Below are 23,548 nucleotides of genomic sequence, written 5' to 3' on the forward strand. Positions count from 1 at the left end.
ATAAATCCTTAATATTGGCTAAACATAGTACTGATATTGTTCATTTGAGTCTGCAGCGTACTTAATGAGGTATATTGTTTTAAATAACGCGCATAAAAATTTTCATACTTACGATCTAAAGATTCTAATTTATTATCAACACGCGATTTTTGTATATCAATCGACTCAATCTGGTTTTTTATCGTTCCGCTTGAATTATCATTATAAATATCAAGCTTGCCCTGCAGTTGACTGAGGAACATACCTTCCCCGCGAAATATTTCTTCAATATCCGCCGTTGAGGTCTTTTGAAACGCCTCAAAGGTGTCACCATCAAAGCTTAAGGTGCCATCACGACTAAACTCAAAACCTAACTCACCCATGGTGATACCGTCAAAGGTCTGCTGAAAAACACCGCGCAGACTGTTTTTAATGGAGCGGGTGGTCGGATCCGACGCCAATGCACCGCGTGATTGACCTTCTGTATTCCCGGTCGCACTGTATTTATCTATCGTGCTGGCAATCTTGTTGTATTGTTTAACCAAAGCATCCATCACATCTTTGGTCCCTTGCTTATCCGCATCAATAATGATCGTCTCACCCGCTTCGCCGCTTTGATGTGCTTTTTTCAGAGTAAGATCAACACCACTGAAAACACCCTCCATCTCATTGCTGCTATTTTGTAATTTAAGGCCGCTATTTTCAACACCAAGCCAGGCGATAGCATCCTGACTTTTAAGTAATTCAGTCATGTTATTACTGTTCATCGCCGTATCAAAAACCGAATCTGCAGTACTCGATGAAATACTAACGCTGTTTTCTGCGCCCGTCTTATCACCACTAAACAGCAGCTGAATTTGGCCATTACTGATGACTAATGAGGCAGAAACACCGGTATTATCCGGCGCATTGTTAATGGCGGTGACTAAATCTAAATAACTCAGTTCGCCATTACCTACTTTATCTGCCACGGCTAAATCGACAGTAAAACTTTCACCGTTAATATTCATCGTCAGCACTCCAGAAGCCGGTACAAAGGAGTCCTGAGTTGTGCCGGAAGGAAGTTGTGTTGCTAATTGGTGATGCTGGGCAAGTTGTTCAACAAAAAGTTGGTAGTTGCCTGCCTGTGCTTTTGCACCGGCCTTCGCCGTTAAGAAATCTTCATCGGAAGAAGTTGCAGAATTTTTGGTAACTGTTTTATTGTAACCACTCAGATTTTCAAGCGTACGATTAAAAGCACTTAATTCAGTATTGATACTGCTTAATGCGCTGCGTTTTCCACTCAACTCTTTTAATCGCAGATTGGCACTTGTCTCAAAGGGGTACACCTCCCAGGAAGCCAGTTGCGTCGCCATACTTACCGGATCGATCATATTAACCCCTCTTTAATATCGATATGACTAAATCTATGTCGTTTTTCTCAATGTAATACAGATAAAACAGTTGCTCTTATATTTGAAGCCACCTGAATATATTAATCGCTTATCTTAACCCTATTCAGGGTCATAGCTCGCTATTAATCCACCTATTGATAAGTTAAGACAAAAAACCACTCTCCGCCGCGAGTGGTTTTTTGTTATCGTTATGATTAACCCATTAATGACATGGCTAACTGCGGCACCATTTTAGTTGATGAAAGCACCTGCGCACCGGCCTGCATTAACATTTGGTTTTTGCTCATCGCAGATGACTCAGCCGCCATATCGGTATCCATAATACGGGATTTTGCTGCCGCGGTATTTTCAGACATGCTTGCCAGATTGGCCATAGTATGATCTAAGCGGTTAATATTGGCGCCCAGTTGAGAGCGGGTAGCACCTATATCGGTGATAAATCCGGAGAGTGTATCTATTGCCTTAGTTGCCGTATCTTGTGAGCTTAGTGTAAAACCACCTGCTTCCTGTTTTGTTTCAACGGTCGCCCTATCAGTAAATCCAGCGAGTACTGTTGCGTCAGCGCCAGCAGCTTCAGCAGCAGCTAAGCCAAGTGCTGCTGCAGCTGCAATTTCACCAGCGGTTGGAGAGCCAGCACTTGCGGCAGTTGCAATATCAGCATCATAAGCTTTAATATATGCGGCGCTGCCTGCAAGCTTTCCAACGGCTGTCACCACCTCTCCCAGCTCTGCTGTAATATCCACAGAGAGTGTTTCCGCCGAGGTGTTGCCCACCTGATAACTGATTGCACCGGCTGCAAACACACCGTCGGTTTTATCAAGCAGTTTTTGACCGCCCATATTGGTGTTTTCCATCAGACTGCCAAGCTCAGAGGCGAGTGATTGGAACTCCGCTTCCATCGCCGTACGATCATCATCGGAGGCGGTACCATTGGCAGATTGTGTTGCTAGATCGCTCATACGGTATGCGATATTGGTCATTTCTTCCATTGCGCCTTCCGCAGTCTGCATTTGTGACGTCGCATCACCGGCATTACGCATTGCCACGCCCATCCCGCGACCTTGGGCTTCTAAACGGTTGGATATCTGCAGACCCGCCGCATCATCGGATGCTGAGTTAATACGGAAACCTGTGGATAAACGCTCTAATGAGGTATTAAAATCCGCGTTGGTTTTATTGAGGGTATTTTGACCAACCAGGTTGGCATAGTTGGTTTGAATTGATAATGCCATTGTTTTATTCCTTTTATTTACAATAAAATATTGTTTCGACCTGACAGTAGTTACGGCTCAAAAAACAATTTTGATTCAGTTTATTGATCTTAATTCGCACTTTTTTACTAATATGCGCATTAATATATTTAGAAACAGCAAAAATAGCACACTAAGATACATGATAAGGCTATGTTGATTGATGAAGGATATATTGATTGATGAAAAGCATTTTGTAAGAGGAGAAATAAGTCAATAAGATTAAAGCGAACGCTATAAAATACGAGTAAAAAAGGCCTTTAATCTCAATTTAAAATAAAAAAACGCACTGGTTAAAGTGCGTTTTTTTACCCGCGGTTGATTAACCCATTAATGACATGGCTAACTGCGGCACCATTTTAGTTGATGAAAGCACCTGCGCACCGGCCTGCATTAACATTTGGTTTTTGCTCATCGCAGATGACTCCGCCGCCATATCGGTATCCATAATACGGGACTTTGCCGCCGCGGTATTTTCTGACATGCTCGCCAGATTGGCCATAGTATGATCTAAGCGGTTAATATTTGCGCCCAGTTGAGAGCGGGTGGCACCGATATCGGTAATAAACCCGGAAAGGGTATCGATTGCATTCGTTGCCCCGGTTTGTGACGTTAATGTTAAACCACTGGCTTCCTGATTTGCAGCCACCTCAATCATAGTATCCAAACTAGTGCCTAAATTAGCCGCTGTATCACCCGCTGTATCACCCGCAGTAACAGCTTCGGCTGAGCGTGATGCATCGGCAGTCGTTACAGCATATGCTTCCGCATCAGCTTGTTGCTGGGCGGTTGCAGCACCAGTAATAGACTCAGCGCTGTAATAAGCGCTGTAATAACCACTAGAACCGCTTACAGTCGCATTATTAGCGCCTTTTGCAGTTGTCACGGCGGCACTATATGCTGCAGTATTTATTTCAGCATATTTTGTATCATAAGCTTCGGTAAAAGTCGCAGCACCAGCAAGATCGCCAACTAAAGAGGCCACCTTTCCGAGCTCAGCTGTAATATTCACGGATAGTTTTTCCGCCGAGGTATTACCCACCTGATAACTGATTGCACCGGCTGCAAAAACGCCATCGGTTTTATCAAGCAGTTTTTGGCCGCCCATATTGGTGTTTTCCATCAGACTGCCAAGCTCAGAGGCGAGTGATTGGAACTCCGCTTCCATTGCAGTACGATCATCATCGGAGGCTGTACCATTGGCAGATTGTGTTGCCAGATCGCTCATACGGTATGCGATATTGGTCATTTCTTCCATCGCGCCTTCTGCTGTCTGCATTTGTGACGTCGCATCACCGGCATTACGCATTGCCACGCCCATACCACGACCTTGCGCTTCTAAACGGTTAGATATCTGCAGACCCGCCGCATCATCGGACGCTGAGTTAATACGGAAACCTGTGGATAAACGCTCTAATGAGGTATTAAAATCCGCGTTGGTTTTATTGAGGGTATTTTGACCAACCAGGTTGGCATAGTTGGTTTGAATTGATAATGCCATTGTTTAATCCCTTTTATTTACAATAAAATATTGTTTTGACCTGACAGTAGCTACGGCTAAAAAAACAATTTTAATTCAGTTTATTAATATAAATTCGCACTTTTTTACTAATATGCGAATTAATATACCGAGAAACAGCAAAAAAACAGGGCACTGGTTAAGGCGCAGTTTTTTAACCGGCCGTTGATTAACCCATTAATGACATGGCTAACTGCGGCACCATTTTAGTCGATGAAAGCACCTGCGCACCGGCCTGCATTAACATTTGGTTTTTGCTCATCGCCGATGATTCCGCCGCCATATCGGTATCCATAATACGGGACTTTGCCGCCGCGGTATTTTCCGACATGCTCGCCAGATTCGCCATCGTATGATCCAGGCGGTTAATATTTGCACCCAGTTGAGAACGGGTGGCTCCTATGTCATTGATAAACCCGGAGAGTGTATCGATTGCATTCGTTGCGCCCTTTTGAGACGTTAATGTTAAACCTTTAGTTTCCACCGCCGCCATAGTGGCATAAGCACCAGCGTCTGCATCGGCTGCACCAGCAGTATTACCCGCAGCTACACCATTTGCCTTTGCAGTGGCAACAACACCAGCTCCAGCCATTTCTGTATCATAAGCTGTTTGGTAGGCAGTATTGTAAGCGGCAGCAAAAGCAGCGCCCTCGGATAATGCTGTAATCGATGTCGTTACCGTTGTCAGCTCGGTTGAAATATCCACGGATAATTTTTCTGCTGAGGTATTGCCCACCTGATAATTAATAGCTCCCGTCGCAAAAACGCCGTCGGTTTTATCAAGCAGTTTTTGGCCGCCCATATTGGTATTTTCCATCAAACTGCCAAGTTCGGCTGCTAAGGATGTGAACTCAGCTTCCATCGCCGTTCGATCATCATCAGAGGCGGTACCATTGGCAGATTGTGTTGCCAGATCGCTCATACGGTAAGCAATATTGGTCATTTCTTCCATCGCGCCTTCCGCCGTCTGCATTTGCGAAGTGGCATCACCGGCATTACGCATTGCCACGCCCATCCCACGACCTTGGGCTTCTAAACGGTTGGATATCTGCAGACCCGCTGCATCATCGGACGCTGAGTTAATACGATAACCTGTAGATAAACGCTCTAATGAGGTATTAAAATCCGCATTGGTTTTGTTAAGAGTATTTTGACCAACCAAGTTGGCATAGTTAGTTTGAATTGATAAAGACATTCTTGAACTCCTTTTATTTGCAATAAAATATTATTTCGAACTAACAGTAGTTACGAGTAAAAAAAAAGGTTTAATTCAGTTTATTAATAAAAAATCGCATTTTTTGGTTTTCTGCTGTCAAATAATCTTAGACACTGATTAAAATTCACGGCTCTAAAGGAGGCATCAATACTCGGTAAACACATAAAAAAAAACATTCTGCTGTCATATTAATTTATTCACTTTATAATCTGAGATTATGTGCATCGTCCGGCGAGATGTCTTAATGAACAGCAGTATTTATCAGAGCCTCAAGATAATAAAAAAGCATCCATTATTCAGCAAGGTGTTAAGTGTCCGGGAGAAATCTAGTGAAAAACGATATTTATCAAACTATCAAAGTAATAGAAAAGCATAAAGAGCATTCCTTATTAAGCAGCGTAGCAAGTGCCAGACAGTCTGTTGAGCAGATAAATTCGTCCATTGAGAGCATCAATAGTATTTTAAATACACCGGCCAATAACGACCAGTTACACAAAATCATCAGTCAAAATAATAATGATTACAAAAATCTGATCAGCCATGTTTCTAGTAATTTGCAGAAAGAATATATAAACCATAATAACGAGTTAAGCAGAAGAGAGTTTCACCTGAGCAGACAGGCAGCAAGAAGTAAATTAGTTGAGCTGTTCATAGACCAAAAACAACAGGCATTACGGAAAAAAAAAGCAGAAAGAGATCAATCCAGATTAGCCGATCTTATTTCTATTACCCGTAAAAAATCAATTTTCACTTAGAAAATAATAACCTCCTCATCAGGTATATTGCATGGGACAATTGTTCAAAGAATACCAAATAGTAGCCACTGAAAGTCTGGGTTTAGCACATCGCAGATTGCTTCCCACTGTTGCTAAATTAGCCAGGAAAATGCAGGTTAATTTAAACAACACCTTAAGCACCCTGTTTAATACTGCCATTGAGACCGAAATTGAAGCCTTAGTGCAGCAGTTGGTTGGCGAGCAACCGGGTACTGTTTACACTTCAGTTGATATCAGCACCACGAGCACATTAACACTGGCCATCTGCGAGGACGCGCTGAACCAACTGACAGATCTTTATTTTAATGAACCAGCCGGTGCCAGTAATGGGGTTAATAATACCGCATTACGTTTATTTGACCGGCTGGCAAAGCATGTCGCTGAGCAGTCTCAGCTGCTGCACAGTGATAAGAAAAGTAAAATAGTTGCTACCAAAAAATTAGCGCCTCAGTCGATTGTGCTTCAATTTACCTTAATCACGACAGATCAGAAGATTCCTTTTAAGGTCATTTTAAATCAGAATATTGAACAAACCTTAGTAAAAAGTTACCTCCCCCATCCTTTAATCGATAAAGCATCCATTGAAAAATCATTACTGAGTGTAGAGGTTGAGGGTTATGTCACCATGATGAGCCGCACCCTTAAATTAGGCGATATTTCATCTTTAAATATCGGCGATGTTATTTCGATGGAGATGCATGACCACGCTTTTTTTTCAATTGGCGATACCACTGTTTTTAGGGGAAAAATTTCCACTCAAAATGAGCGCTTACTCTTTACCGTCAATGATCAACAAGAGAATGACCAATGAACCCCTTAGATAATGATTTAGATAATGAATTTGATTTAGATGATATGGATTTTGATCTGATTAATGATGTTAATGATATTAGTGATGCGCCCCCCTCCTCTTCAGCCAAAAAGGCAAAATCGCTGAGTTTTCTTAATGATATTCCGGTACATGTAACGGTCGAAGTCGGTGCCAAAACAGTGACTCTGAAGGAATTATTAGAAATTAAAAATGACTCGGTACTCATGCTCACTAAAGAAAATGGAAAAGCGTTAGATATAAAAGTAAATGGTAAGTTATTTGCTTACGGTGAAGTGGTGGTTGCCAACGGACATTACGGTGTGAAAATCACTGATATTGTCAATAAAGATATTGACTGATTGATGCGCGCTTTGTTAAATGTACTGGTGGTGCTCGCACTGTTATCACCCTTCAATTCTTTCGCCAGTGAAGGATTATCGGTTTTATCGATAACCGATACCCCAACCGGGCAGGACTATAGCGTCAAGCTGCAAATCCTTATTTTAATGACTGCGCTCAGTTTTATTCCTGCTTTTATTTTAATGTGTACCTGTTTTACCCGCATCATTATTGTCCTGGCCATTCTCCGCCAGGCACTCGGATTACAGCAATCCCCCCCTAACCAAGTGTTATTAGGAATAGCATTAGCCTTGTCTATTTTAATTATGAAACCGGTTTGGACTGATGTATATGATAATGCTTTTGTGCCCTATGATGCCGGGGACATAAGCCTGTTAACGGCTGCCAGTATTGCTGAGAAACCGGTAAGGGAGTTTATGCTTAGGCAAACGCACAGCAGTTCATTGGAGCAGATGATGAATATTGCCGGTGAAGATGAGAACGTTAAACCTGAAGATATTTCGTTTGCCATTATTTTGCCGGCCTTTGTGATAAGTGAACTGAAAACGGCTTTCCAAATAGGTTTTATGTTGTTTATGCCTTTTCTGATCATTGATTTGGTGGTCGCCAGCGTATTGATGTCAATGGGTATGATGATGCTGTCTCCTTTAATTGTATCTCTGCCCTTTAAGTTACTCGCCTTTGTGCTGGTTGATGGCTGGACCATGCTGGTCGGCAGCTTAAGTACGTCATTCGGATGAACCTATGAGTCCGGAATTTGTTGTCTCCCTTCTTTCGCAAAGTATTTGGCTAATCATTAAGTTTGTTGCCGTACTGGTATTACCAAGTTTAGTAGTCGGGCTTATCGTGGCGGTCTTTCAGGCAGCCACACAAGTGAATGAACAGACATTAAGTTTTCTGCCTCGGCTGTTAACTACCCTATTAACTATTATCTTTGTGGGCAATTGGATGATTACTGAAATAAGCGATTTATTTCGGTACTTGTTTCTTAATATCCCGCACATCATTGGCTGAACATGAGCATTTCATTTGCTGAAATAACCCAATGGTTAGGGCTGTTTTGGTGGCCCTTTATGCGGATTTCCGGGGTCTTTATGTTCGCCCCCATTTTTGGTGATGGCAGTGTGCCAATGAAGGTGCGTTTATCTCTGGCTGTTGTGATGGCGATGCTGGTTGCTCCACTGATTGCTCCGCAGCCGGCTATTGACCCTTTTTCTCTGCAGGCAATAATATTAAGCGTCACACAATTATTGTGGGGGCTGTTTTTCGGGTTTCTTTTCCAAATTTTTTTTACCATTTTCACTACTATCGGACAGACTATTTCGGTGCAAATGGGTCTTGCGATGGCGGTCATGAATGATCCTGCCAATGGGGTTAGTGTGGCAATAATTGGACGATTATTTTTATTCGCATGCACTCTGCTGTTTTTAGCCTTTGACGGCCACCTTGCTATATTGGCTTTAATGGTTGAAAGCTTCACCATCTGGCCTATCAAACAAGGATTTTCTCTGGGCAGTTTAGCGTTAATTATTAGCATGATGGTTTGGATGTTTGCTTCGGCTTTTGCGATTGCTATTCCGGCGATTGCGGCAATGCTGATTGCTAATGCTTCTTTTGGTTTTATGAATAAGGCGGCGCCAAGTTTAAATGTTTTTGCACTGGGTTTCCCGATGACCATGCTCTTAGGCTTATTTGCACTGCTGATCTCCTTTAGCGGAATAGGCAGTATTTACTTTGAAATTTTAATGCAGGCGATAAAGTTTGCGCGCAGCTACATGATAGGAGGTATCCAGTGAGTGATAATGCGCAGGATAAAACCGAACAGGCCTCAGCACAGAAACTTAAAAAATCCAAAGGCGAAGGACAAATTGCACGGGCTAAAGAATTTGCATCTGCCTGTATGCTGCTTGGATTCTGTTTGTATTTTTATCTCAGTTTTGAGCGCATTGCCGAGGCCGCGCTAAACCTTTTTAAGCTTAATTTCTCTTTCTCTGTGGCAACGCTGCAGGACAATGACCAGATGCTAATACGCCTGAACAAATCTCTCTTTACACTGATCGAGATCTTTTTCCCTTTTATATTCGTGGTTGTTCTGTCAACGCTGATCGGCAGTTTAGTACTGGGCGGATGGGTATTCAGCTTTAAAACGATTCAGCCCAAATTAGATAAATTAAGTTTTCTGAAAGGTATCAAGCGCATGTGGTCTTTAAAGACCCTTGTAGAATTAATAAAATCAATTCTCAAAGTGGCGGTTATCGTCTATCTTCTGTATTCTTTTTTAAGCAACAATCTGCTCTACATGCTGTCTTTACAGCGCTTGCCGATAGAAGCTTCTTCTATTGCCGTACTCACGAAATTAGCCACTTACTCTTTATATATTATCGCCATTTTATTGCTCTACGGTTTAATTGATCTGCCCTATCAGCTCTATGAATTTAATAAGCAGATGAAGATGTCAAAACAAGAGCTTAAAGAGGAGCATAAACAGGCTGAGGGCCGGCCGGAAGTTAAACAACGCATTCGCCAGATACAGCAGCAAATGTCACAGCGCGCGATCACAAAAACAGTGCCCGATGCCGATGTTATTATTATGAATCCAACCCACTATGCGGTTGCTATTAAGTATGATCCCAAAAGAGCAGAGGCACCCTTTTTGGTGGCCAAAGGAAATGATCAAACGGCCTTGTTTATACAGCGGATTGCTCTGGATAATAATGTTGAAGTGGTTATCTCTCCGGCACTTGCCCGCGCCATCTATCACACCACCCAATTAGAACAAATGATCCCCAACCAATTGTTTGTCGCCATCGCACACGTACTGTCCTATGTTATGCAACTGCGGCGTTTTAAGAAAAATGAAATCGATAAACCGGCTCATTTACCTAACTTTGTTATGCCAAAAGGATTCCAATTTTAATGGAACTGTTAAAAAAGTTTAAAAACATTAAATTAAGCCTAGCGATTCCAGCCACTCTGTTGATGATATTGGCAATGGTGATGCTGCCTTTACCGCCTTTTTTACTGGATATATTTTTCACTCTGAATATTGTTCTGGCGATTATCGTATTACTGGTCAGTACCACTACCAAAAGAGTATTGGATTTTTCTGTTTTTCCAACCCTGTTATTAATCGCAACACTGATGCGCTTAACCCTGAATGTTGCCTCAACACGTATCGTATTAATTGAGGGTCATAAGGGAGGCAATGCCGCAGGTGATGTTATCCAGGCTTTTGGTGATGTCGTGATCGGTGGTAACTATGTGGTCGGTATGGTGGTTTTCATTATTTTAATGATTATTAACTTTGTGGTTATTACCAAGGGTGGCGAGCGTATTTCGGAAGTATCCGCACGTTTTACTCTAGATGCTCTACCGGGTAAACAGATGGCGATTGATGCTGACTTAAATGCAGGATTGATCAATCAGGAACAAGCCAAAACACGCCGTCAGGAAACCGGTGATGAGGCGGAATTTTATGGCTCAATGGATGGCGCAAGTAAATTTGTCCGAGGCGACGCCATCGCTGGCCTGCTGATTCTTTTTATCAATTTAATCGGCGGCGTGCTGATTGGTATTTTCTCCCATGATATGAGCGCTGCAGAATCCTTTCAAACATTTGCTTTGCTGACCATAGGTGACGGTATTGTTGCGCAGATACCTTCTCTGTTATTAGCCACCTCGGCAGCGGTGATTGTTACCCGGGTCAGTAATTCCGACAGCGATATTTCACAGACCATTAAAAAACAAATCCTGTCTACACCCAGTGTTCTTTATGCCAGTGCAGGGGTCATGACGATTATCGGCCTGGTGCCGAATATGCCGCATTTACCCTTCTTAATATTTGCTGCTCTTTTGGGTTTTGTCGGCTGGCAGCAAAGCAAAATTCAGGAGGAGTCTCAATTAGAAGAGGTGAATCAGTCGGTCAACCCGTTGCAAAGCCCTTCGGAGGAGGTACTTGATTGGCAGGTAGTAACAGATATTGAGCCGATTACCCTGACACTCGGCTTTAAACTGGTTTCGCTGCTGAACATTGAAAATGGTGCACCACTGCTTAAAAGCATTAAAGGAACACGAAAATCTCTATCTGAGGAAGTCGGATTTTTAATACCTGAGGTCACCATTCGCGATAATTTATCCCTCAAACCTGACGAATATGTTATTTTTATTGATGGTGAAGAGATGGAAAGAGGCACTGTCAAAACGGGCTATTTAATGGCAGTTTCATCCGATGACAGTTTTGGTTCAATAGATGGCATTATCGGACAAGATCCCGCTTATTTGATGCCCGCACTGTGGATCACGCCGGAGAATAAGTCACTTGCGATTAATTACGGTTATCAGGTGATTAGTTTAGCCGACGTAATTGCTACGCATATCAACAAGGTATTAAGCGCGAATCTGGCCAGTATTTTTAACTATGACGATATAAAAGCAATGAACGATAAACTTGGACTGATTCACCCGCAACTGTCCGAATCATTGAGTGCTGCCGTCACACCGGGGTTACAGTTACAAATCATTAAAAATCTGCTTATTGATCAAGTCCCGGTTAAAAATAAAAAGGTCATTGCCAATACTATTCTTGATAGCATCAATAAAACCAAAGACCCGATTCTTATTTCATCGGATGTTCGCGCAGCGTTGAAACGCACCATCTTAAGTCTAATCAGTCCGGACAGTAAAACCCTTGACCTGTTTGTCTTAAGCAGTGAATTAGATAATATTCTGCGTAACGCAATCGCTCAGGTTCAGACGCAAAATCCACAGACCAGTTTGGATGAAGTCCCTATCGATCCTAATTTGTTAGCCCAACTACAGCAAAATTTACCTAATATCACTCAGCAAATGATGCAGCAGGGACTGGTACCTATTTTATTGGTATCACCAACGGTAAGACCTATGATGAGTAAATTTTCCCGCGCATTTTCACGCGATTTAATTGTTTTATCATTTAATGAGATTGCCGATGATTATCAAATTAACGCCATTGGCAATTTAGATTAAAAGACAGACTAATTTGCTTAAATTATAAAAAAAACGCTATATTGCTACATAAAAAAAAATGAAATGAAAAATTTCTTCGTTTATATAAAAAGAAGGTAAACATGGATATTGGCGATATGAAAATAAATAAAGTGGCAACCGCAAATTTAAGCGCAATTTCAGAAGAAAATAAGAATAAAGTGACACCTAAAAAACTGTCACCGTCAGCACCGTTTAATGATGTTCGCGTAGGTGATACCGCAACGATAGCGACTGCGACAAAAACCATCAATGAAATACCCGATATTGATAGGGAGAAAGTAAAACAAGTACAGCTCGCGATCGCTAACGGCGAGTTGAAAATAGATTTGAACAGCCTTGCCCGGGCTATTATGAATGAACACCTGTTGGATAATACAAGCAATGACTAAAAAAGAAATGCTGACAATTTTTCACCGTACTATTGTCAGTGATTTTCAGGTTGCCTGCGCATTAACTGATTTGCTCGAATCAGTCAGAGACAGCTGTCTTAAAATGGACGGTGAGAGTTTAAGTTGTACCAATGATAAAATCATTGCTTCTATCGATGCCTTAAGAAAAAACCATTTAAAGCGCTTGAAAATAGTTAACGCATTTGGATTTTCACAAAAGATAGATAAATTTGTTGCCTCTCTCCCCCCCAAAATAAATACCCAGTTATCAGCTGAATTGGAAAAACTGTTTAATATATTACGAAAATGCGAACAAAAAAATAACAATAATGGTCAGCTGTTTGCCGGACAGCATGAACTGATCTCCCAACTCTCAAAACAATCAATAAACATTAAAATTTAAATACTGATTAAATACTGCAACCTTGCGAGATGATGGTGTATTTATGGCAATCAGCACACTGCCAGATCCACCTTCCAGTTAACTTACTAGGTTAGATATTGATGAGTATATTCTGTGGTACTCAGAAAGGATTGGGAAAACTATCCACAACATGCCCGTGAAGTCACTGCAGAATCGCTATTATCAGCAATATTAACCAGCAACGAACTGGGTAAATAAATTTATTATTAACCCTTAGCCGATATTAAAAATGGTAACATCCGATGCTGCTCTTTTTTTCCTCTAAAATGACCCTTCTAATAATGAAATGCATAGATAAATAATGCTGTTATTAAAATAGTTATTTTCTTTCCAGCGAAGACTCAACTTGTTCATTGCAGAGCTCGGCTGCATCTCCGATTAACTAAGCATTTTTATTCCTTTGATCTATCCTTAAATAAGCTCTTTAACTTGTTTTAGGCTTTAGCAAAGGGGATACAAATGAGTTTTTCTGAAATAAAAAAAGATCCTTTATCGGCATCTGAGCATAACTTAATTAATTACCAAGATACTTATACTCACTTTAACTGGCAACAGGCCCAGCAGCGTATTGCCGGCAATAAAGATGGGTTAAATATCGCCTATGAAGCACTGGATCGTCATGTCGATGAGGGGTTTGGCGAACAGATAGCCATTCGCTGGCTAAGCAAACAGGGTTTGGCTGTAGACATTAGTTATACGGAATTAATGGAGCAAACCAGTCGTTTTGCCAATATTCTGCTCAAATTTGGTGTGAAGCCTAATGATACTGTGTTCGGTTTATGCAGCAGAGTACCGCAACTCTATATCTCATTATTGGGCACGCTTAAATTTGGCGCGGTATTTTCCCCCTTATTTTCAGCATTTGGTCCCGAGCCTATTCGTTCACGCATGGAGATAGGCCAAGCACGCGTTTTAATTACCAGTGAAGCACTTTATCTGAAAAAAGTTAACCCCTGGCGCGAACAGTTAAGCAGCCTAAAATGGGTGTTATTGTATAATGTAACCGGCCCTCTCCCTGATAATTGTTATGATCTTGATGCTTTATTAGAAGAAAGTAGCGCGGACTTCCCTGCCCGTCTCTGCGATCCGGAACAACTCGCTTTATTGCACTTTACCTCGGGCACAACGGGTAAACCTAAAGGCGCTATGCATGTTCATCAAGCCGTCGTTTACCATAGTATTTCCGCTTTTTACGCACTGGATCTTAAACCCGGAGACCGTTATTGGTGTACCGCCGATCCGGGTTGGGTAACCGGCACTTCCTACGGCATTATTGCCCCGTTATGTAATCGAGTCACTATGATCATTGATGAAGCTGAATTTGATGCTGAGCATTGGTATCAGTTACTCAGCGAACAAAAAATTAATGTCTGGTATACCGCTCCGACCGCTATTCGTATGTTAATGAAAGCTGGAGGTGAGTTGGCCACTCAATATGATCTTAGTGCCTTACGTTTTATTGCCAGTGTAGGTGAGCCCCTTAATCCTGAAGCTGTCGTCTGGGGACAGAAAGTTTTTGCCATGCCGTTTCACGATAACTGGTGGCAGACCGAAACTGGCGGCATCATGATCGCCAACCTTGCAACGAATGCCGTTCGCCCAGGTTCAATGGGCAGGCCCTTACCCGGTATTGAGGTTGCCATTATGGAGCATACTGAAGGGGGGGAAATCAAAGCCACTACAAAAGCAAATCAAGTCGGTGAGCTGGCACTGAAAAAAGGTTGGCCATCTATGTTTCGTGGTTATCTGCATGAAGAGCAGCGTTATCAAAAATGTTTTGTTGGTGATTGGTATTTAACCGGCGACCTCGCGATGTGTGATGCCGATGGTTATTACTGGTTTGTGGGTCGGGCAGATGATGTGATTAAAAGCTCGGGACATTTGATTGGTCCTTTTGAAGTAGAAAGTGTGTTAATGGAGCACCCCGCTGTCGCCGAGGTTGGAGTGATAGGTTTACCCGATGAAGTCGCAGGTGAAATCGTAAAAGCTTTTGTGGCCCTTAAACCCGGGTATGAAGGTGATGAAATATTACGTAAAACGTTATTAGGTCATTCACGTAAACGTTTGGGCGCCGCCGTTGCACCAAGAGAGATTGTTTTCCGTAAAAATTTACCCAAGACCCGCAGTGGCAAAATTATGCGCCGTTTATTAAAAGCGCGCGAACTCGGATTGCCGGAAGGTGATATTTCCACTCTTGAAAGTGATGAAGCCTAACTGATAAGTTTGCTTAGGAGGTAACGGTATGAGCAGTAACAAATTACATGTTAATCGTATTCATTTACATTTTTTACTTAAGCAGATGATTCGAATTCGTCGCTTCGAAGAGCGTTGCGTGACCCTTTATAATGAAGAAAAAATTCGCGGATTTTTACACTTATATAATGGAGAGGAGGCCATTGCCGTTGGCGTAATGCAGGCATTAACGGCAGAAGATGCCGTACTGGCAACTTATCGCGAACACGGCCATGCGCTGGCAAGAGGTCTGAGCATGGATTCCGTGATGGCGGAGATGTTTGGCAAAGCCAGTGGTTGTAGCGGTGGACGAGGCGGGTCGATGCACCTGTTTGATAGCAGTCAGCGCTTTTATGGCGGTAGTGCCATTGTTGCTGGCGCGCTACCTATTGCCGTTGGGATCGCATTAGCGGATAAAATGTTACAGCGCCAGGCTGTTACCTGCTGTTTTTTTGGTGACGGAGCAGTCGCCGAGGGAGAGTTTCACGAGAGCCTGAATCTTGCCAAATTGTGGCAACTGCCCATCTTATTTATCTGTGAAAACAATCTTTATGCCATGGGCACAGCGCTGGAAATTGAACATTCCAATCAGAAAATTCATTTAAAAGCAGCAAGTTATGGCTTAGCTGCACAAGTGATAGATGGTATGAATGTTATTGATGTTGAAGCCGCGGCAAAACTTGCCTGCAGCGCAATACGCAATGGTGCCGGGCCACATTTTATCGAATGCCAGACCTATCGTTTTCGTGGGCACTCTATGTTTGATACCCAGCTTTATCGTAATAATGACGAAGTTGAGCAGTGGAAGAAAAAAGGACCACTGATCCAATTAACCCAGTGGTTAAAAGACAATCATCAAATAGAACCCGAAGAGCTGCAAGCCATTGAATTAGCGGTGGAGAAAGAGATTGATGCGGCAGTGTGCAGCGCAGATGCGGCTGATATCGAGCCCGTCGAAAATTTGTTAAAGCATGTATATACAGAGGTGTCCAATGGATAAAATCACCTTCAGAGAGGCATTTAAGGAAGCGATAGCTGAAGCATTAAATAATGATGCCAGGGTCTTTTTAATCGGCGAAGATGTGGGTCGATATGGGGGTTGTTATGCGGTCTCCAAAGGATTGCTCGACAGGTTTGGCGCGCAACGCATTATTGATGCTCCTTTAGCGGAATCCGGCTTTGTCGGTGCAGGAATTGGTGCAGCAATAGGTGGAATGAGACCTATAGTCGAAATAATGACGGTCAATTTCAGCCTGCTCGCACTGGATCAAATCATCAATAATGCTGCGACGCTCAGGCATATGTCTGGCGGGCAGATATCTGTACCCTTAGTCATTCGCATGTCCTGCGGGGCAGGTAAGCAACTAGCGGCTCAACATTCGCATAGTTTTGAAGGTTTATATGCCCATATTCCCGGTCTTAAAGTACTTTATCCGGGCACTATCGGTGATGCGCGTTATATGCTGAAAATGGCCCTTGATGATCCCGACCCGGTGATTATTTTTGAACATGTGATGCTCTATAATCAGGAGGCTGAACTACCGGAAAAACAGACGATCGCGCCAATGGAAAAAGCGGTGATCCGCAAAACCGGTCATGATTTAAGCATTATCACCTGGGGAGGTTGTTTGTATAAAGCACTGGATGCAGCTGAGCAGCTTGCTGCCTTAGGCATTGATGCGGAAGTCGTCGATTTGCGCTGTTTACGCCCCCTAGACAGAGCAACAATTTTAGATTCAGTGCGCCGTACACATAAGGCGCTGATTGTTGACGAATCATGGAAAAGCGGCGGCATGTCCGCTGAAGTCAGCGCAACTATTGCAGAACTTGGACTCTGGTATTTAGATGCACCCGTTAATCGCGTTTGTAGTGCTGAAGTACCTATTCCCTACGCATATCATTTAGAACAGGCGAGCTTGCCACAGGTAGCACAAATTATCGCAGTGGCGAAGCAGATGATGGAACCATCCGATGCTGATACAAGGGATCTGTTATGAGCAACAATGAACATGACTTAAAGATGCCCTCTTTTGGTTCTGATATGAAAAAAGGAACCCTAGTACAGTGGCTGGTTAAAGAGGGTGACCATATAAAACGGGGTGATGTGGTTGCAGTTATTGAAACTCACAAAGGGGCAATAGATTTAGATCTATTTGAAGATGCATTAATAATCAGCTTACTGATCAAAGAAGGGCAGCAGATCGCGGTTGGAGAGCCTATTGCCAGATTAAGCTCGACTAAAGACAGTGAAAATGCCCCCCTTCCTCAGACAGATGTTGCCGATATCGAGCCTAACCCTATATCCACAACAAGCCCTGTAAATATAAGTGCAAGCCCTGCCTCCACAACAACTGCCACAGATATAAGTTCAAGCCCTGCGTCCAGTGCAGTTGAGCAAGATAACAGTAATTTCACAACCCCTAAAGATTTTATTTTAGCAACACCCGCAGCGCGATTTTTGGCAACACAGCAGCAACTCACTTTAAACTCACTGTTTCCCGAGCCTAGCAATAAAATTGTTACTTTGACTATGGTCGAGCAAGCAATAAAACAAAAACAGCTCAGCCAGCAGTCACCCGCGATGACAGAAAATGTGCTGAAGCCTGCAGATAAAAAAGAAACCGCTAAGGTCAAAGCCACCGATAGAGCAGCTGCAAGACCTAAAAAAGGTTTTGATAAAGAAGCGATGCGCCAAGCGATTAGCGCAACCGTGACACGCTCAAAACAACAAATACCACATTATTATTTACGCCAGCGTTTGGATATAACAGCGTTAGAGGACTACTTATTGCAGGTTAACGCCAAGCTCGCCATCGATCAGCGCCTGCTCTTAGCAGCGCCTTTATTGTGTGCCGTTGCGCGTACATTAATGGATAGCCAGCAACTTAATGGCGAATATACAGAGGGCCACTTTGTCGCGAGTGAAGCAATACATTTAGCCAATGCGATTAATTTACGTGGCGGAGGATTAGTAATGCCAGTCATCCGCGCAGCACAAACTCTCTCCCCCTCGAAGATGATGGAACGTCTTAAACAGCAGGTGACACATGCGCGCAACGACAGTTTAGTCTTTTCTGAATTGAGTGGAGGCAGTTTTACTGTAACCAGCATTGGTGAACGTGGTGCAGAGCAGATGTTCGCTGTTATTTTTCCACCACAGGTGGCGATTCTGGCTTTAGGTAGCCCTCATCAAGAGGTCATGGCCGTCGATGGTTCGATAAAAATACGTTCAGTTATTGAGGCTTCTCTGGCGGCCGATCATCGTGTCAGTGATGGACGCATCGGAGCCCGTTTTCTTTATCAGTTAAACCAACTGCTGCAAAATCCGGAAGCTTTATGGACAGTTTGAATGAGAGCGATACCTAGCCATGGTAAAGCAGATTAAAAATTGAAAGATAATAAAATGAGAGGACTTATGAACAATAATGAAATAAAAGCACTGATTCTTGAAGAGTTAAGTAATATTGCCCCTGAAATAGAAGCAGATGACGTACCGGATGATCAGGATATGCGCGAAGCACTGGAACTCGATTCGATGGATTTCCTTAATTTAGTGATCGCTGTTTCCAAGCGTACTCAGATCGTCATTCCAGAGGCTGATTATGCTAAGGTGCTCACGCTAAATGCAATGATTTCTTACATAATGAATCATGCTTAAATTAAGTATCACTTTTTATACTCTGGCCAGAATAGTTAGGATCCTAAGCCCCATTCAATGTGAACAAGTGCAGCGTTTTTTTATACAATTTTTTATAACGTTATCATTAATCTGTGCGGTGATTTTCCCTATTGCCTTTAAGTTTTGAATAACAAAGTAATAACTATAAGCCAACAAGACAACAACAATCTAATAACAAGATAATAATAAGCTGACAACAAGCTATTCAGAATATAAAACCAGAAAATCATAAAAAATTGAAATATAAAACTACAAAGGCAAAAAAACTTAGTAGCACAATCTAGATAAAGACCTTTAAACTAGGTTTAAATATTTATTAAATCAAACCATAACGGAGTGTATTATGATTGTTGGCGTCCCTAAAGAAATTAAAAACCACGAATATCGTGTAGGTATGGTTCCAGGTAGCGTACGTGAATTAACCAATCATGGGCATCAGGTTATTGTTGAGACAAATGCCGGTTTAGGCATAGGTTTCAGTGATCAGGACTACATTAATGTTGGTGCATCAATACAAAAAAATGCGGCAGAAGTCTTCGCCAGCGCTGACATGATAGTTAAGGTAAAAGAACCTCAAGCAGTTGAACGTGCTATGTTGCGTGAAGGACAAATTTTATTTACTTACCTTCACTTGGCACCTGATCTTCCGCAAACTGAAGATTTGATTAAATCAAAAGCAATTTGTATTGCCTATGAAACAGTTACTGACAATCAAGGTGGTTTACCTCTTTTAGCCCCAATGTCAGAGGTTGCGGGACGCATGTCAATTCAAGCAGGTGCCCAAGCTCTTGAAAAATCAAATGCAGGCCGTGGTATGTTATTAGGTGGTGTTCCTGGTGTTGCTCCTGCCAAGGTCGTCATTATTGGTGGCGGAATGGTTGGTAATAATGCAGCACAAATGGCCGTAGGCATGGGTGCTGAAGTGGTTATTCTAGATCGTAATGTTAATGTGTTACGTCGTCTTGATGCGCAGTTTGGTAATAAAATAAAAACGGTCTATTCAACAGCGGAAGCGCTTGAAGAACATGTTCTTGAAGCCGATTTAGTAATTGGCGGAGTACTGGTTGCCGGCGCAGCTGCCCCTAAATTAGTTACAGCTGAACATATTAAAAACATGAAAGCGGGCTCTGCTATTGTTGATGTTGCAATTGATCAAGGTGGCTGTATTGCTACGTCAAAAGCAACAACACACGCAGATCCAACCTTTATTGTTGATGATGTAGTGCACTACTGTGTTGCTAATATGCCCGGTGCTGTTCCACTGACATCAACCTTTGCATTGAATAATGCAACACTGCCCTTTATTATAAATCTTGCTAATAAAGGTTATAAAGAAGCTTTATTAAGTGACCAGAATTTCTTAAATGGCCTAAATGTTATCAATGGTAAGATAACTTGTGCCAGCGTGGCAGAAAACTTAGGATTTGAGTTTGTTGATCCTAAAGTCGCATTAGCATAACCTTTATTGAGCGCCTCCATGAGGTGGCGCTTTTTCTGCATTAGCATTTTATGATCAACTGGCTATTTACCTTAACCTCTTCCATTACCACATAAGTCCGAGTCTCTTTAATACTGGGTAAAGTCAATAACGTTTCTGCAAGTAATTTACGATACGCAGACATGTCAGCAACGCGCGCCTTCAGCAGGTAGTCAAAATCGCCTGACACTAAATGACATTCTTGAAATGCATCTGACTTCAAAACGGCTTTATTAAACTGCTCAAACACATCTGGTGCGCCGCGGCTCAAGGTTACCTCAATAAAAACCAGTAGTGCAGCTCCTAAATATTGCGGATTGAGTGTGGCAATGTAACCCGTTATAAACCCCTGACGCTCAAGGCGTCTTACTCGCTCAAGGCAAGGTGTAGGACTAAGATCAACACGTTTGGAAAGTTCAACATTGGATATCCGCCCATCTTTTTGCAACTCATTTAATATTTTACGATCAATACGATCCAGCTCTTTCATTGCCCAGCCTTGTTTGAATTCATTTAATTAAGCTCTTTATTTCATAAAACTCAGATCCTATCAAGCGATACCAATACTCATTAGTAAATTGCCTCAAAAAAAACAAAAAAAGTGTTGTTACCGCAGTTAAAACAGCTTTAATCGCAACTCGTGAAGTTGATATCTGGAGAACTACCGGCAGCAGTTATTATTTTTGCGCCTGTTGAAGCGCAGATAAAACCTGCTTGCTGCTTAATATTGTCGGTAAAGGCAGTCCCTCTGGAGCCCCGGGCCCATAAACAATATTAAAGGGTACACCGTATCGGCCATATGACTGTAAATAGGCAGTGACTGAATCAGATCGGACGGTCCAATCTCCCTGCATTAACTGGATGTTTTCTGCCTGCAGAGCCGTGTACACCGGTTCCTGTAAAATCACGCCAATTTTATTCGCTTTACAGGTAATACACCAGTCCGCGGTGACATCAACAAAAACTGTCTTACCCGACGCCACCTGCTGCTGGATTGCTGCTGCATCCAATGGAGACCAATCCAGCTCGCCGGCTATCGGGCTAGCCCAATGTTCAGTCGTTAGACTACCAAGCAAAAAACCAAGTGCAGAGCTTAAGAGTAATGAAATTAATGCAATTAGCAGAATCCGTTTACCATATTTTCTGAGCGTCAAAGTAAATAAAACAACCAGCAGCAGCGCTGCCGTCAAAAACATATTTGACGTACCGATAAAGTTGCCGAGCAGGCTTAACAACCAGAAAGTAGTTGCCAAAATCATCAGAGCAAAGACTAACTTAACTGTCCCCATCCATCTGCCGGGTTTAGGCAGTAACAATGCAATCGCAGGGAAAAGAGCAATTAATAACCAGGGTAGTGACATGCCCAGACCTAATGCCGTGAAAATAACAAACAACTCTACTATCGATCCCCCAAGCGCAAATGCCACCGCAGTACCTAAAAAGGGAGCACTGCAGGGTGTTGCTAATAGGGTTGCAAACATGCCCTGCAGGTAATGACCAAGATAAGATTGGGAACCTTTGCCGGCAAGCCAGGTTTGCATCGCCACCGGTAGTTGAATCTCAAACAGCCCTAACATATTCGCCGCAAACAGCGCCGTTATAATCACCATCACAGCAATAAAATAAGGGCTTTGGAATTGAATACCCCAGCCTAATGCCTGACCGGATAACTTTAATAGCAGTAAGAAAACGGCCAATAACCAGAATGAAGTTAAGATACCCAGCGAGGAGGCTAAGAATTGTCTGCGAATTTGACCGCGCTGTATGCCATGGGCAGATAAAATAGAACTCAGTTTCATTCCTAAAACAGGCAAAACACAGGGCAGAATATTGAGAATTAAACCACCTAACAGGGCAATTAAAAATATGGGCAAAAGACCGTCTGCCGTTTTACTGCTGATAATTTGATCCGATGTTGTTGTCACTAACTCCACGGCAAGATTAGTATCAAGTACCGTTGCGTGAAGGACTTTATTGGCCAAATCAACCTCACCGGACCAACTTGAGGCTTTAATGGTTGCCGTCATAGTCTTGTTTGAAATATTAACTTCAGGAACTGAAAAAGTAACATAAGCAAGGTCAGGCGAGTCTGAGTCAATAAACAGATCCGGTTTAGACCAGCCAAAGCGATTATTCATCTGTACCACTAACTGCTGTTTTAATGGATTCCAGGAAGAACGCACTTGGCTAATAGTGGCGTTATCTTGCTGCTGTAAAAGTTGCTGTTCAGTTATTAAAATGGGAATAGTGCCGAGTGCCAGGCCGAACTTAAATACCACTTCAGGTAAGCTAACCAGGGTATTAGGAGCAAATGTAAGGTCAATTTCATAATCGCCTAAAACACAAATATTGGTGCACGAAGCAAGGGTTAATATCCCCTTTAATCTAGCCGGTTGCCCCATATCTTGTAGCACTATGGTTAACGGGAAATTAACCTGCCCTTTATAACCGATTGTTTCCACACCTGATACCGGGTAACGTTTGGGGGCCGGCCACAACCAATTAACCTCTTTGATATTGGTTGAGTTGGAAAAATCAAAGCTCGGCGCAACTCCCCCTTCACCGGGTGAACGCCAATAGGTTTTCCATTCGCCTGCAAGGCGAACTTGTAATAGAGCATTAACACTTTGTTTATCTTTATCTTTATCTATTTGCCCGGTTAACTCAGCCAACACGCTCACTGGGGGATGATTAGGATCGGTTACCCAACCTGTAGAGGTTTGCTTAACATCAGCCAATGCCAAAGTGCTAAATAAGCAGCTAATCAATAATAAAGCGCTTAAAACTGGCCGGACTATAAATTGAATTTTTTTAATGGTGGAGCTCCAAATAATAAAAATGCAGGCAATGGCTTGAAATAAAAATCTTATTCTCGAGCACATAGATCAGTCATATTATAATTTAAAGGATAGGTGCTGGTCATTATAATGACTCAAAGTGCTTAACACTATTTATCGCTTTAAAAAGTTCTGCGAAAAATCCTTTTAAATAATAGACCTGAGCAGGGCGATTAAGAA

General features: G+C 42.5%; 22 protein-coding genes. 16 read left to right on the plus strand and 6 right to left on the minus strand.

The genetic code is table 11. The annotated features are described in order from the left end of the window. Window positions 1-8: 8 nt before the first annotated feature. From fliD to PING_RS18525, 4 genes are all read right to left on the minus strand, one after another. Window positions 9-1,352 carry a flagellar filament capping protein FliD gene (gene fliD / locus PING_RS18510; protein WP_011771817.1) on the minus strand — a complete coding sequence of 448 codons (1,344 nt, stop codon included), beginning with the start codon at window positions 1,350-1,352 and terminating at the stop codon, window positions 9-11. A gap of 215 nt (window positions 1,353-1,567) precedes the next feature. Further along, window positions 1,568-2,605 carry a flagellin N-terminal helical domain-containing protein gene (locus PING_RS18515; protein WP_011771818.1) on the minus strand — a complete coding sequence of 346 codons (1,038 nt, stop codon included), beginning with the start codon at window positions 2,603-2,605 and terminating at the stop codon, window positions 1,568-1,570. 340 nt (window positions 2,606-2,945) lie between these two features. Continuing rightward, window positions 2,946-4,124, minus strand: a complete 1,179-nt coding sequence (locus PING_RS18520) for a flagellin N-terminal helical domain-containing protein (RefSeq protein WP_011771819.1) — start codon at window positions 4,122-4,124, stop codon at window positions 2,946-2,948. A 187-nt stretch (window positions 4,125-4,311) separates the two neighbouring features. Next, complete coding sequence (locus PING_RS18525) at window positions 4,312-5,337, minus strand: flagellin N-terminal helical domain-containing protein (RefSeq protein ID WP_011771820.1); 1,026 nt, start codon at window positions 5,335-5,337, stop codon at window positions 4,312-4,314. Between the two features lie 350 nt (window positions 5,338-5,687). On the opposite strand from PING_RS18525, the gene PING_RS18530 reads away from it, so the two are divergent. From PING_RS18530 to ald, 16 genes are all read left to right on the plus strand, one after another. Then, complete coding sequence (locus PING_RS18530) at window positions 5,688-6,113, plus strand: hypothetical protein (RefSeq protein ID WP_041766703.1); 426 nt, start codon at window positions 5,688-5,690, stop codon at window positions 6,111-6,113. Between the two features lie 31 nt (window positions 6,114-6,144). Further along, complete coding sequence (locus tag PING_RS18535; protein WP_011771822.1) at window positions 6,145-6,945, plus strand: FliM/FliN family flagellar motor switch protein; 801 nt, start codon at window positions 6,145-6,147, stop codon at window positions 6,943-6,945. Continuing rightward, complete coding sequence (gene fliN, locus PING_RS18540; RefSeq protein ID WP_011771823.1) at window positions 6,942-7,304, plus strand: flagellar motor switch protein FliN; 363 nt, start codon at window positions 6,942-6,944, stop codon at window positions 7,302-7,304. Before PING_RS18535 ends, fliN begins: the two co-directional genes overlap by 4 nt. Before the next feature lie 3 nt (window positions 7,305-7,307). Further along, window positions 7,308-8,045, plus strand: a complete 738-nt coding sequence (fliP, locus tag PING_RS18545) for a flagellar type III secretion system pore protein FliP (RefSeq protein WP_011771824.1) — start codon at window positions 7,308-7,310, stop codon at window positions 8,043-8,045. Window positions 8,046-8,049: 4 nt separating this feature from the next. Then, window positions 8,050-8,319, plus strand: coding sequence for a flagellar biosynthesis protein FliQ (fliQ, locus tag PING_RS18550; protein WP_011771825.1), 270 nt, complete (start codon window positions 8,050-8,052; stop codon window positions 8,317-8,319). A gap of 2 nt (window positions 8,320-8,321) precedes the next feature. Further along, window positions 8,322-9,101 carry a flagellar biosynthetic protein FliR gene (gene fliR, locus PING_RS18555; protein WP_011771826.1) on the plus strand — a complete coding sequence of 260 codons (780 nt, stop codon included), beginning with the start codon at window positions 8,322-8,324 and terminating at the stop codon, window positions 9,099-9,101. Continuing rightward, window positions 9,098-10,222 (plus strand): flagellar biosynthesis protein FlhB, encoded by a 1,125-nt coding sequence (gene flhB / locus PING_RS18560; protein WP_011771827.1) that lies wholly within the window; start codon window positions 9,098-9,100, stop codon window positions 10,220-10,222. Before fliR ends, flhB begins: the two co-directional genes overlap by 4 nt. Next, entirely contained in the window at window positions 10,222-12,309 is a 2,088-nt protein-coding gene (locus PING_RS18565) for a flagellar biosynthesis protein FlhA (RefSeq protein WP_011771828.1), read from the plus strand. The genes flhB and PING_RS18565 overlap by 1 nt, the downstream gene beginning before the upstream one ends. Window positions 12,310-12,425: 116 nt before the next feature. Further along, window positions 12,426-12,719 (plus strand): flagellar biosynthesis anti-sigma factor FlgM, encoded by a 294-nt coding sequence (gene flgM / locus PING_RS19645; protein ID WP_198134722.1) that lies wholly within the window; start codon window positions 12,426-12,428, stop codon window positions 12,717-12,719. Further along, the gene (locus PING_RS18575) at window positions 12,712-13,122 is read left to right on the plus strand and encodes a flagellar export chaperone FlgN (RefSeq protein ID WP_011771830.1); all 411 of its coding nucleotides are present in this window, start codon (window positions 12,712-12,714) and stop codon (window positions 13,120-13,122) included. Before flgM ends, PING_RS18575 begins: the two co-directional genes overlap by 8 nt. A 480-nt stretch (window positions 13,123-13,602) precedes the next feature. Then, window positions 13,603-15,357 (plus strand): acetate--CoA ligase, encoded by a 1,755-nt coding sequence (acsA, locus tag PING_RS18580; RefSeq protein WP_011771831.1) that lies wholly within the window; start codon window positions 13,603-13,605, stop codon window positions 15,355-15,357. A 28-nt stretch (window positions 15,358-15,385) separates the two neighbouring features. After that, the gene (pdhA, locus tag PING_RS21180) at window positions 15,386-16,375 is read left to right on the plus strand and encodes a pyruvate dehydrogenase (acetyl-transferring) E1 component subunit alpha (protein ID WP_011771832.1); all 990 of its coding nucleotides are present in this window, start codon (window positions 15,386-15,388) and stop codon (window positions 16,373-16,375) included. Further along, on the plus strand, window positions 16,368-17,372 hold the full coding sequence (locus PING_RS21185; protein WP_011771833.1) for an alpha-ketoacid dehydrogenase subunit beta: 1,005 nt from the start codon (window positions 16,368-16,370) through the stop codon (window positions 17,370-17,372). The genes pdhA and PING_RS21185 overlap by 8 nt, the downstream gene beginning before the upstream one ends. Beyond that, on the plus strand, window positions 17,369-18,724 hold the full coding sequence (locus tag PING_RS18595; protein ID WP_011771834.1) for a dihydrolipoamide acetyltransferase family protein: 1,356 nt from the start codon (window positions 17,369-17,371) through the stop codon (window positions 18,722-18,724). Before PING_RS21185 ends, PING_RS18595 begins: the two co-directional genes overlap by 4 nt. Before the next feature lie 66 nt (window positions 18,725-18,790). Beyond that, window positions 18,791-19,033, plus strand: coding sequence for an acyl carrier protein (locus PING_RS18600; protein WP_011771835.1), 243 nt, complete (start codon window positions 18,791-18,793; stop codon window positions 19,031-19,033). 364 nt (window positions 19,034-19,397) lie between these two features. Beyond that, a complete protein-coding gene (gene ald / locus PING_RS18605) occupies window positions 19,398-20,513 on the plus strand; it encodes an alanine dehydrogenase (protein ID WP_011771836.1) in 1,116 nt (371 codons plus the stop codon). Between the two features lie 40 nt (window positions 20,514-20,553). On the opposite strand, the gene lrp is transcribed toward ald, so the two are convergent. Then, entirely contained in the window at window positions 20,554-21,021 is a 468-nt protein-coding gene (gene lrp, locus PING_RS18610) for a leucine-responsive transcriptional regulator Lrp (RefSeq protein WP_011771837.1), read from the minus strand. A gap of 187 nt (window positions 21,022-21,208) precedes the next feature. Continuing rightward, window positions 21,209-23,413, minus strand: a complete 2,205-nt coding sequence (locus tag PING_RS18615) for a protein-disulfide reductase DsbD family protein (RefSeq protein WP_011771838.1) — start codon at window positions 23,411-23,413, stop codon at window positions 21,209-21,211. Between the last annotated feature and the right edge of the window lie 135 nt (window positions 23,414-23,548).

It is taken from the genome of Psychromonas ingrahamii 37 (assembly GCF_000015285.1).
Lineage (GTDB): Bacteria > Pseudomonadota > Gammaproteobacteria > Enterobacterales > Psychromonadaceae > Psychromonas > Psychromonas ingrahamii.

What these genes read in the sequence shown, in the direction of transcription:
- fliD (WP_011771817.1), bottom strand. Translation starts at nt 1,352, where the DNA reads ATGATCGATCCGGTAAGTATGGCGACGCAACTGGCTTCCTGGGAGGTG.
- PING_RS18515 (WP_011771818.1), bottom strand. Translation starts at nt 2,605, where the DNA reads ATGGCATTATCAATTCAAACCAACTATGCCAACCTGGTTGGTCAAAAT.
- PING_RS18520 (WP_011771819.1), bottom strand. Translation starts at nt 4,124, where the DNA reads ATGGCATTATCAATTCAAACCAACTATGCCAACCTGGTTGGTCAAAAT.
- PING_RS18525 (WP_011771820.1), bottom strand. Translation starts at nt 5,337, where the DNA reads ATGTCTTTATCAATTCAAACTAACTATGCCAACTTGGTTGGTCAAAAT.
- PING_RS18535 (WP_011771822.1), top strand. Translation starts at nt 6,145, where the DNA reads ATGGGACAATTGTTCAAAGAATACCAAATAGTAGCCACTGAAAGTCTG.
- fliN (WP_011771823.1), top strand. Translation starts at nt 6,942, where the DNA reads ATGAACCCCTTAGATAATGATTTAGATAATGAATTTGATTTAGATGAT.
- fliP (WP_011771824.1), top strand. Translation starts at nt 7,308, where the DNA reads ATGCGCGCTTTGTTAAATGTACTGGTGGTGCTCGCACTGTTATCACCC.
- fliQ (WP_011771825.1), top strand. Translation starts at nt 8,050, where the DNA reads ATGAGTCCGGAATTTGTTGTCTCCCTTCTTTCGCAAAGTATTTGGCTA.
- fliR (WP_011771826.1), top strand. Translation starts at nt 8,322, where the DNA reads ATGAGCATTTCATTTGCTGAAATAACCCAATGGTTAGGGCTGTTTTGG.
- PING_RS18565 (WP_011771828.1), top strand. Translation starts at nt 10,222, where the DNA reads ATGGAACTGTTAAAAAAGTTTAAAAACATTAAATTAAGCCTAGCGATT.
- flgM (WP_198134722.1), top strand. Translation starts at nt 12,426, where the DNA reads ATGAAAATAAATAAAGTGGCAACCGCAAATTTAAGCGCAATTTCAGAA.
- PING_RS18575 (WP_011771830.1), top strand. Translation starts at nt 12,712, where the DNA reads ATGACTAAAAAAGAAATGCTGACAATTTTTCACCGTACTATTGTCAGT.
- acsA (WP_011771831.1), top strand. Translation starts at nt 13,603, where the DNA reads ATGAGTTTTTCTGAAATAAAAAAAGATCCTTTATCGGCATCTGAGCAT.
- pdhA (WP_011771832.1), top strand. Translation starts at nt 15,386, where the DNA reads ATGAGCAGTAACAAATTACATGTTAATCGTATTCATTTACATTTTTTA.
- PING_RS21185 (WP_011771833.1), top strand. Translation starts at nt 16,368, where the DNA reads ATGGATAAAATCACCTTCAGAGAGGCATTTAAGGAAGCGATAGCTGAA.
- PING_RS18595 (WP_011771834.1), top strand. Translation starts at nt 17,369, where the DNA reads ATGAGCAACAATGAACATGACTTAAAGATGCCCTCTTTTGGTTCTGAT.
- PING_RS18600 (WP_011771835.1), top strand. Translation starts at nt 18,791, where the DNA reads ATGAACAATAATGAAATAAAAGCACTGATTCTTGAAGAGTTAAGTAAT.
- ald (WP_011771836.1), top strand. Translation starts at nt 19,398, where the DNA reads ATGATTGTTGGCGTCCCTAAAGAAATTAAAAACCACGAATATCGTGTA.
- lrp (WP_011771837.1), bottom strand. Translation starts at nt 21,021, where the DNA reads ATGAAAGAGCTGGATCGTATTGATCGTAAAATATTAAATGAGTTGCAA.
- PING_RS18615 (WP_011771838.1), bottom strand. Translation starts at nt 23,413, where the DNA reads ATGTGCTCGAGAATAAGATTTTTATTTCAAGCCATTGCCTGCATTTTT.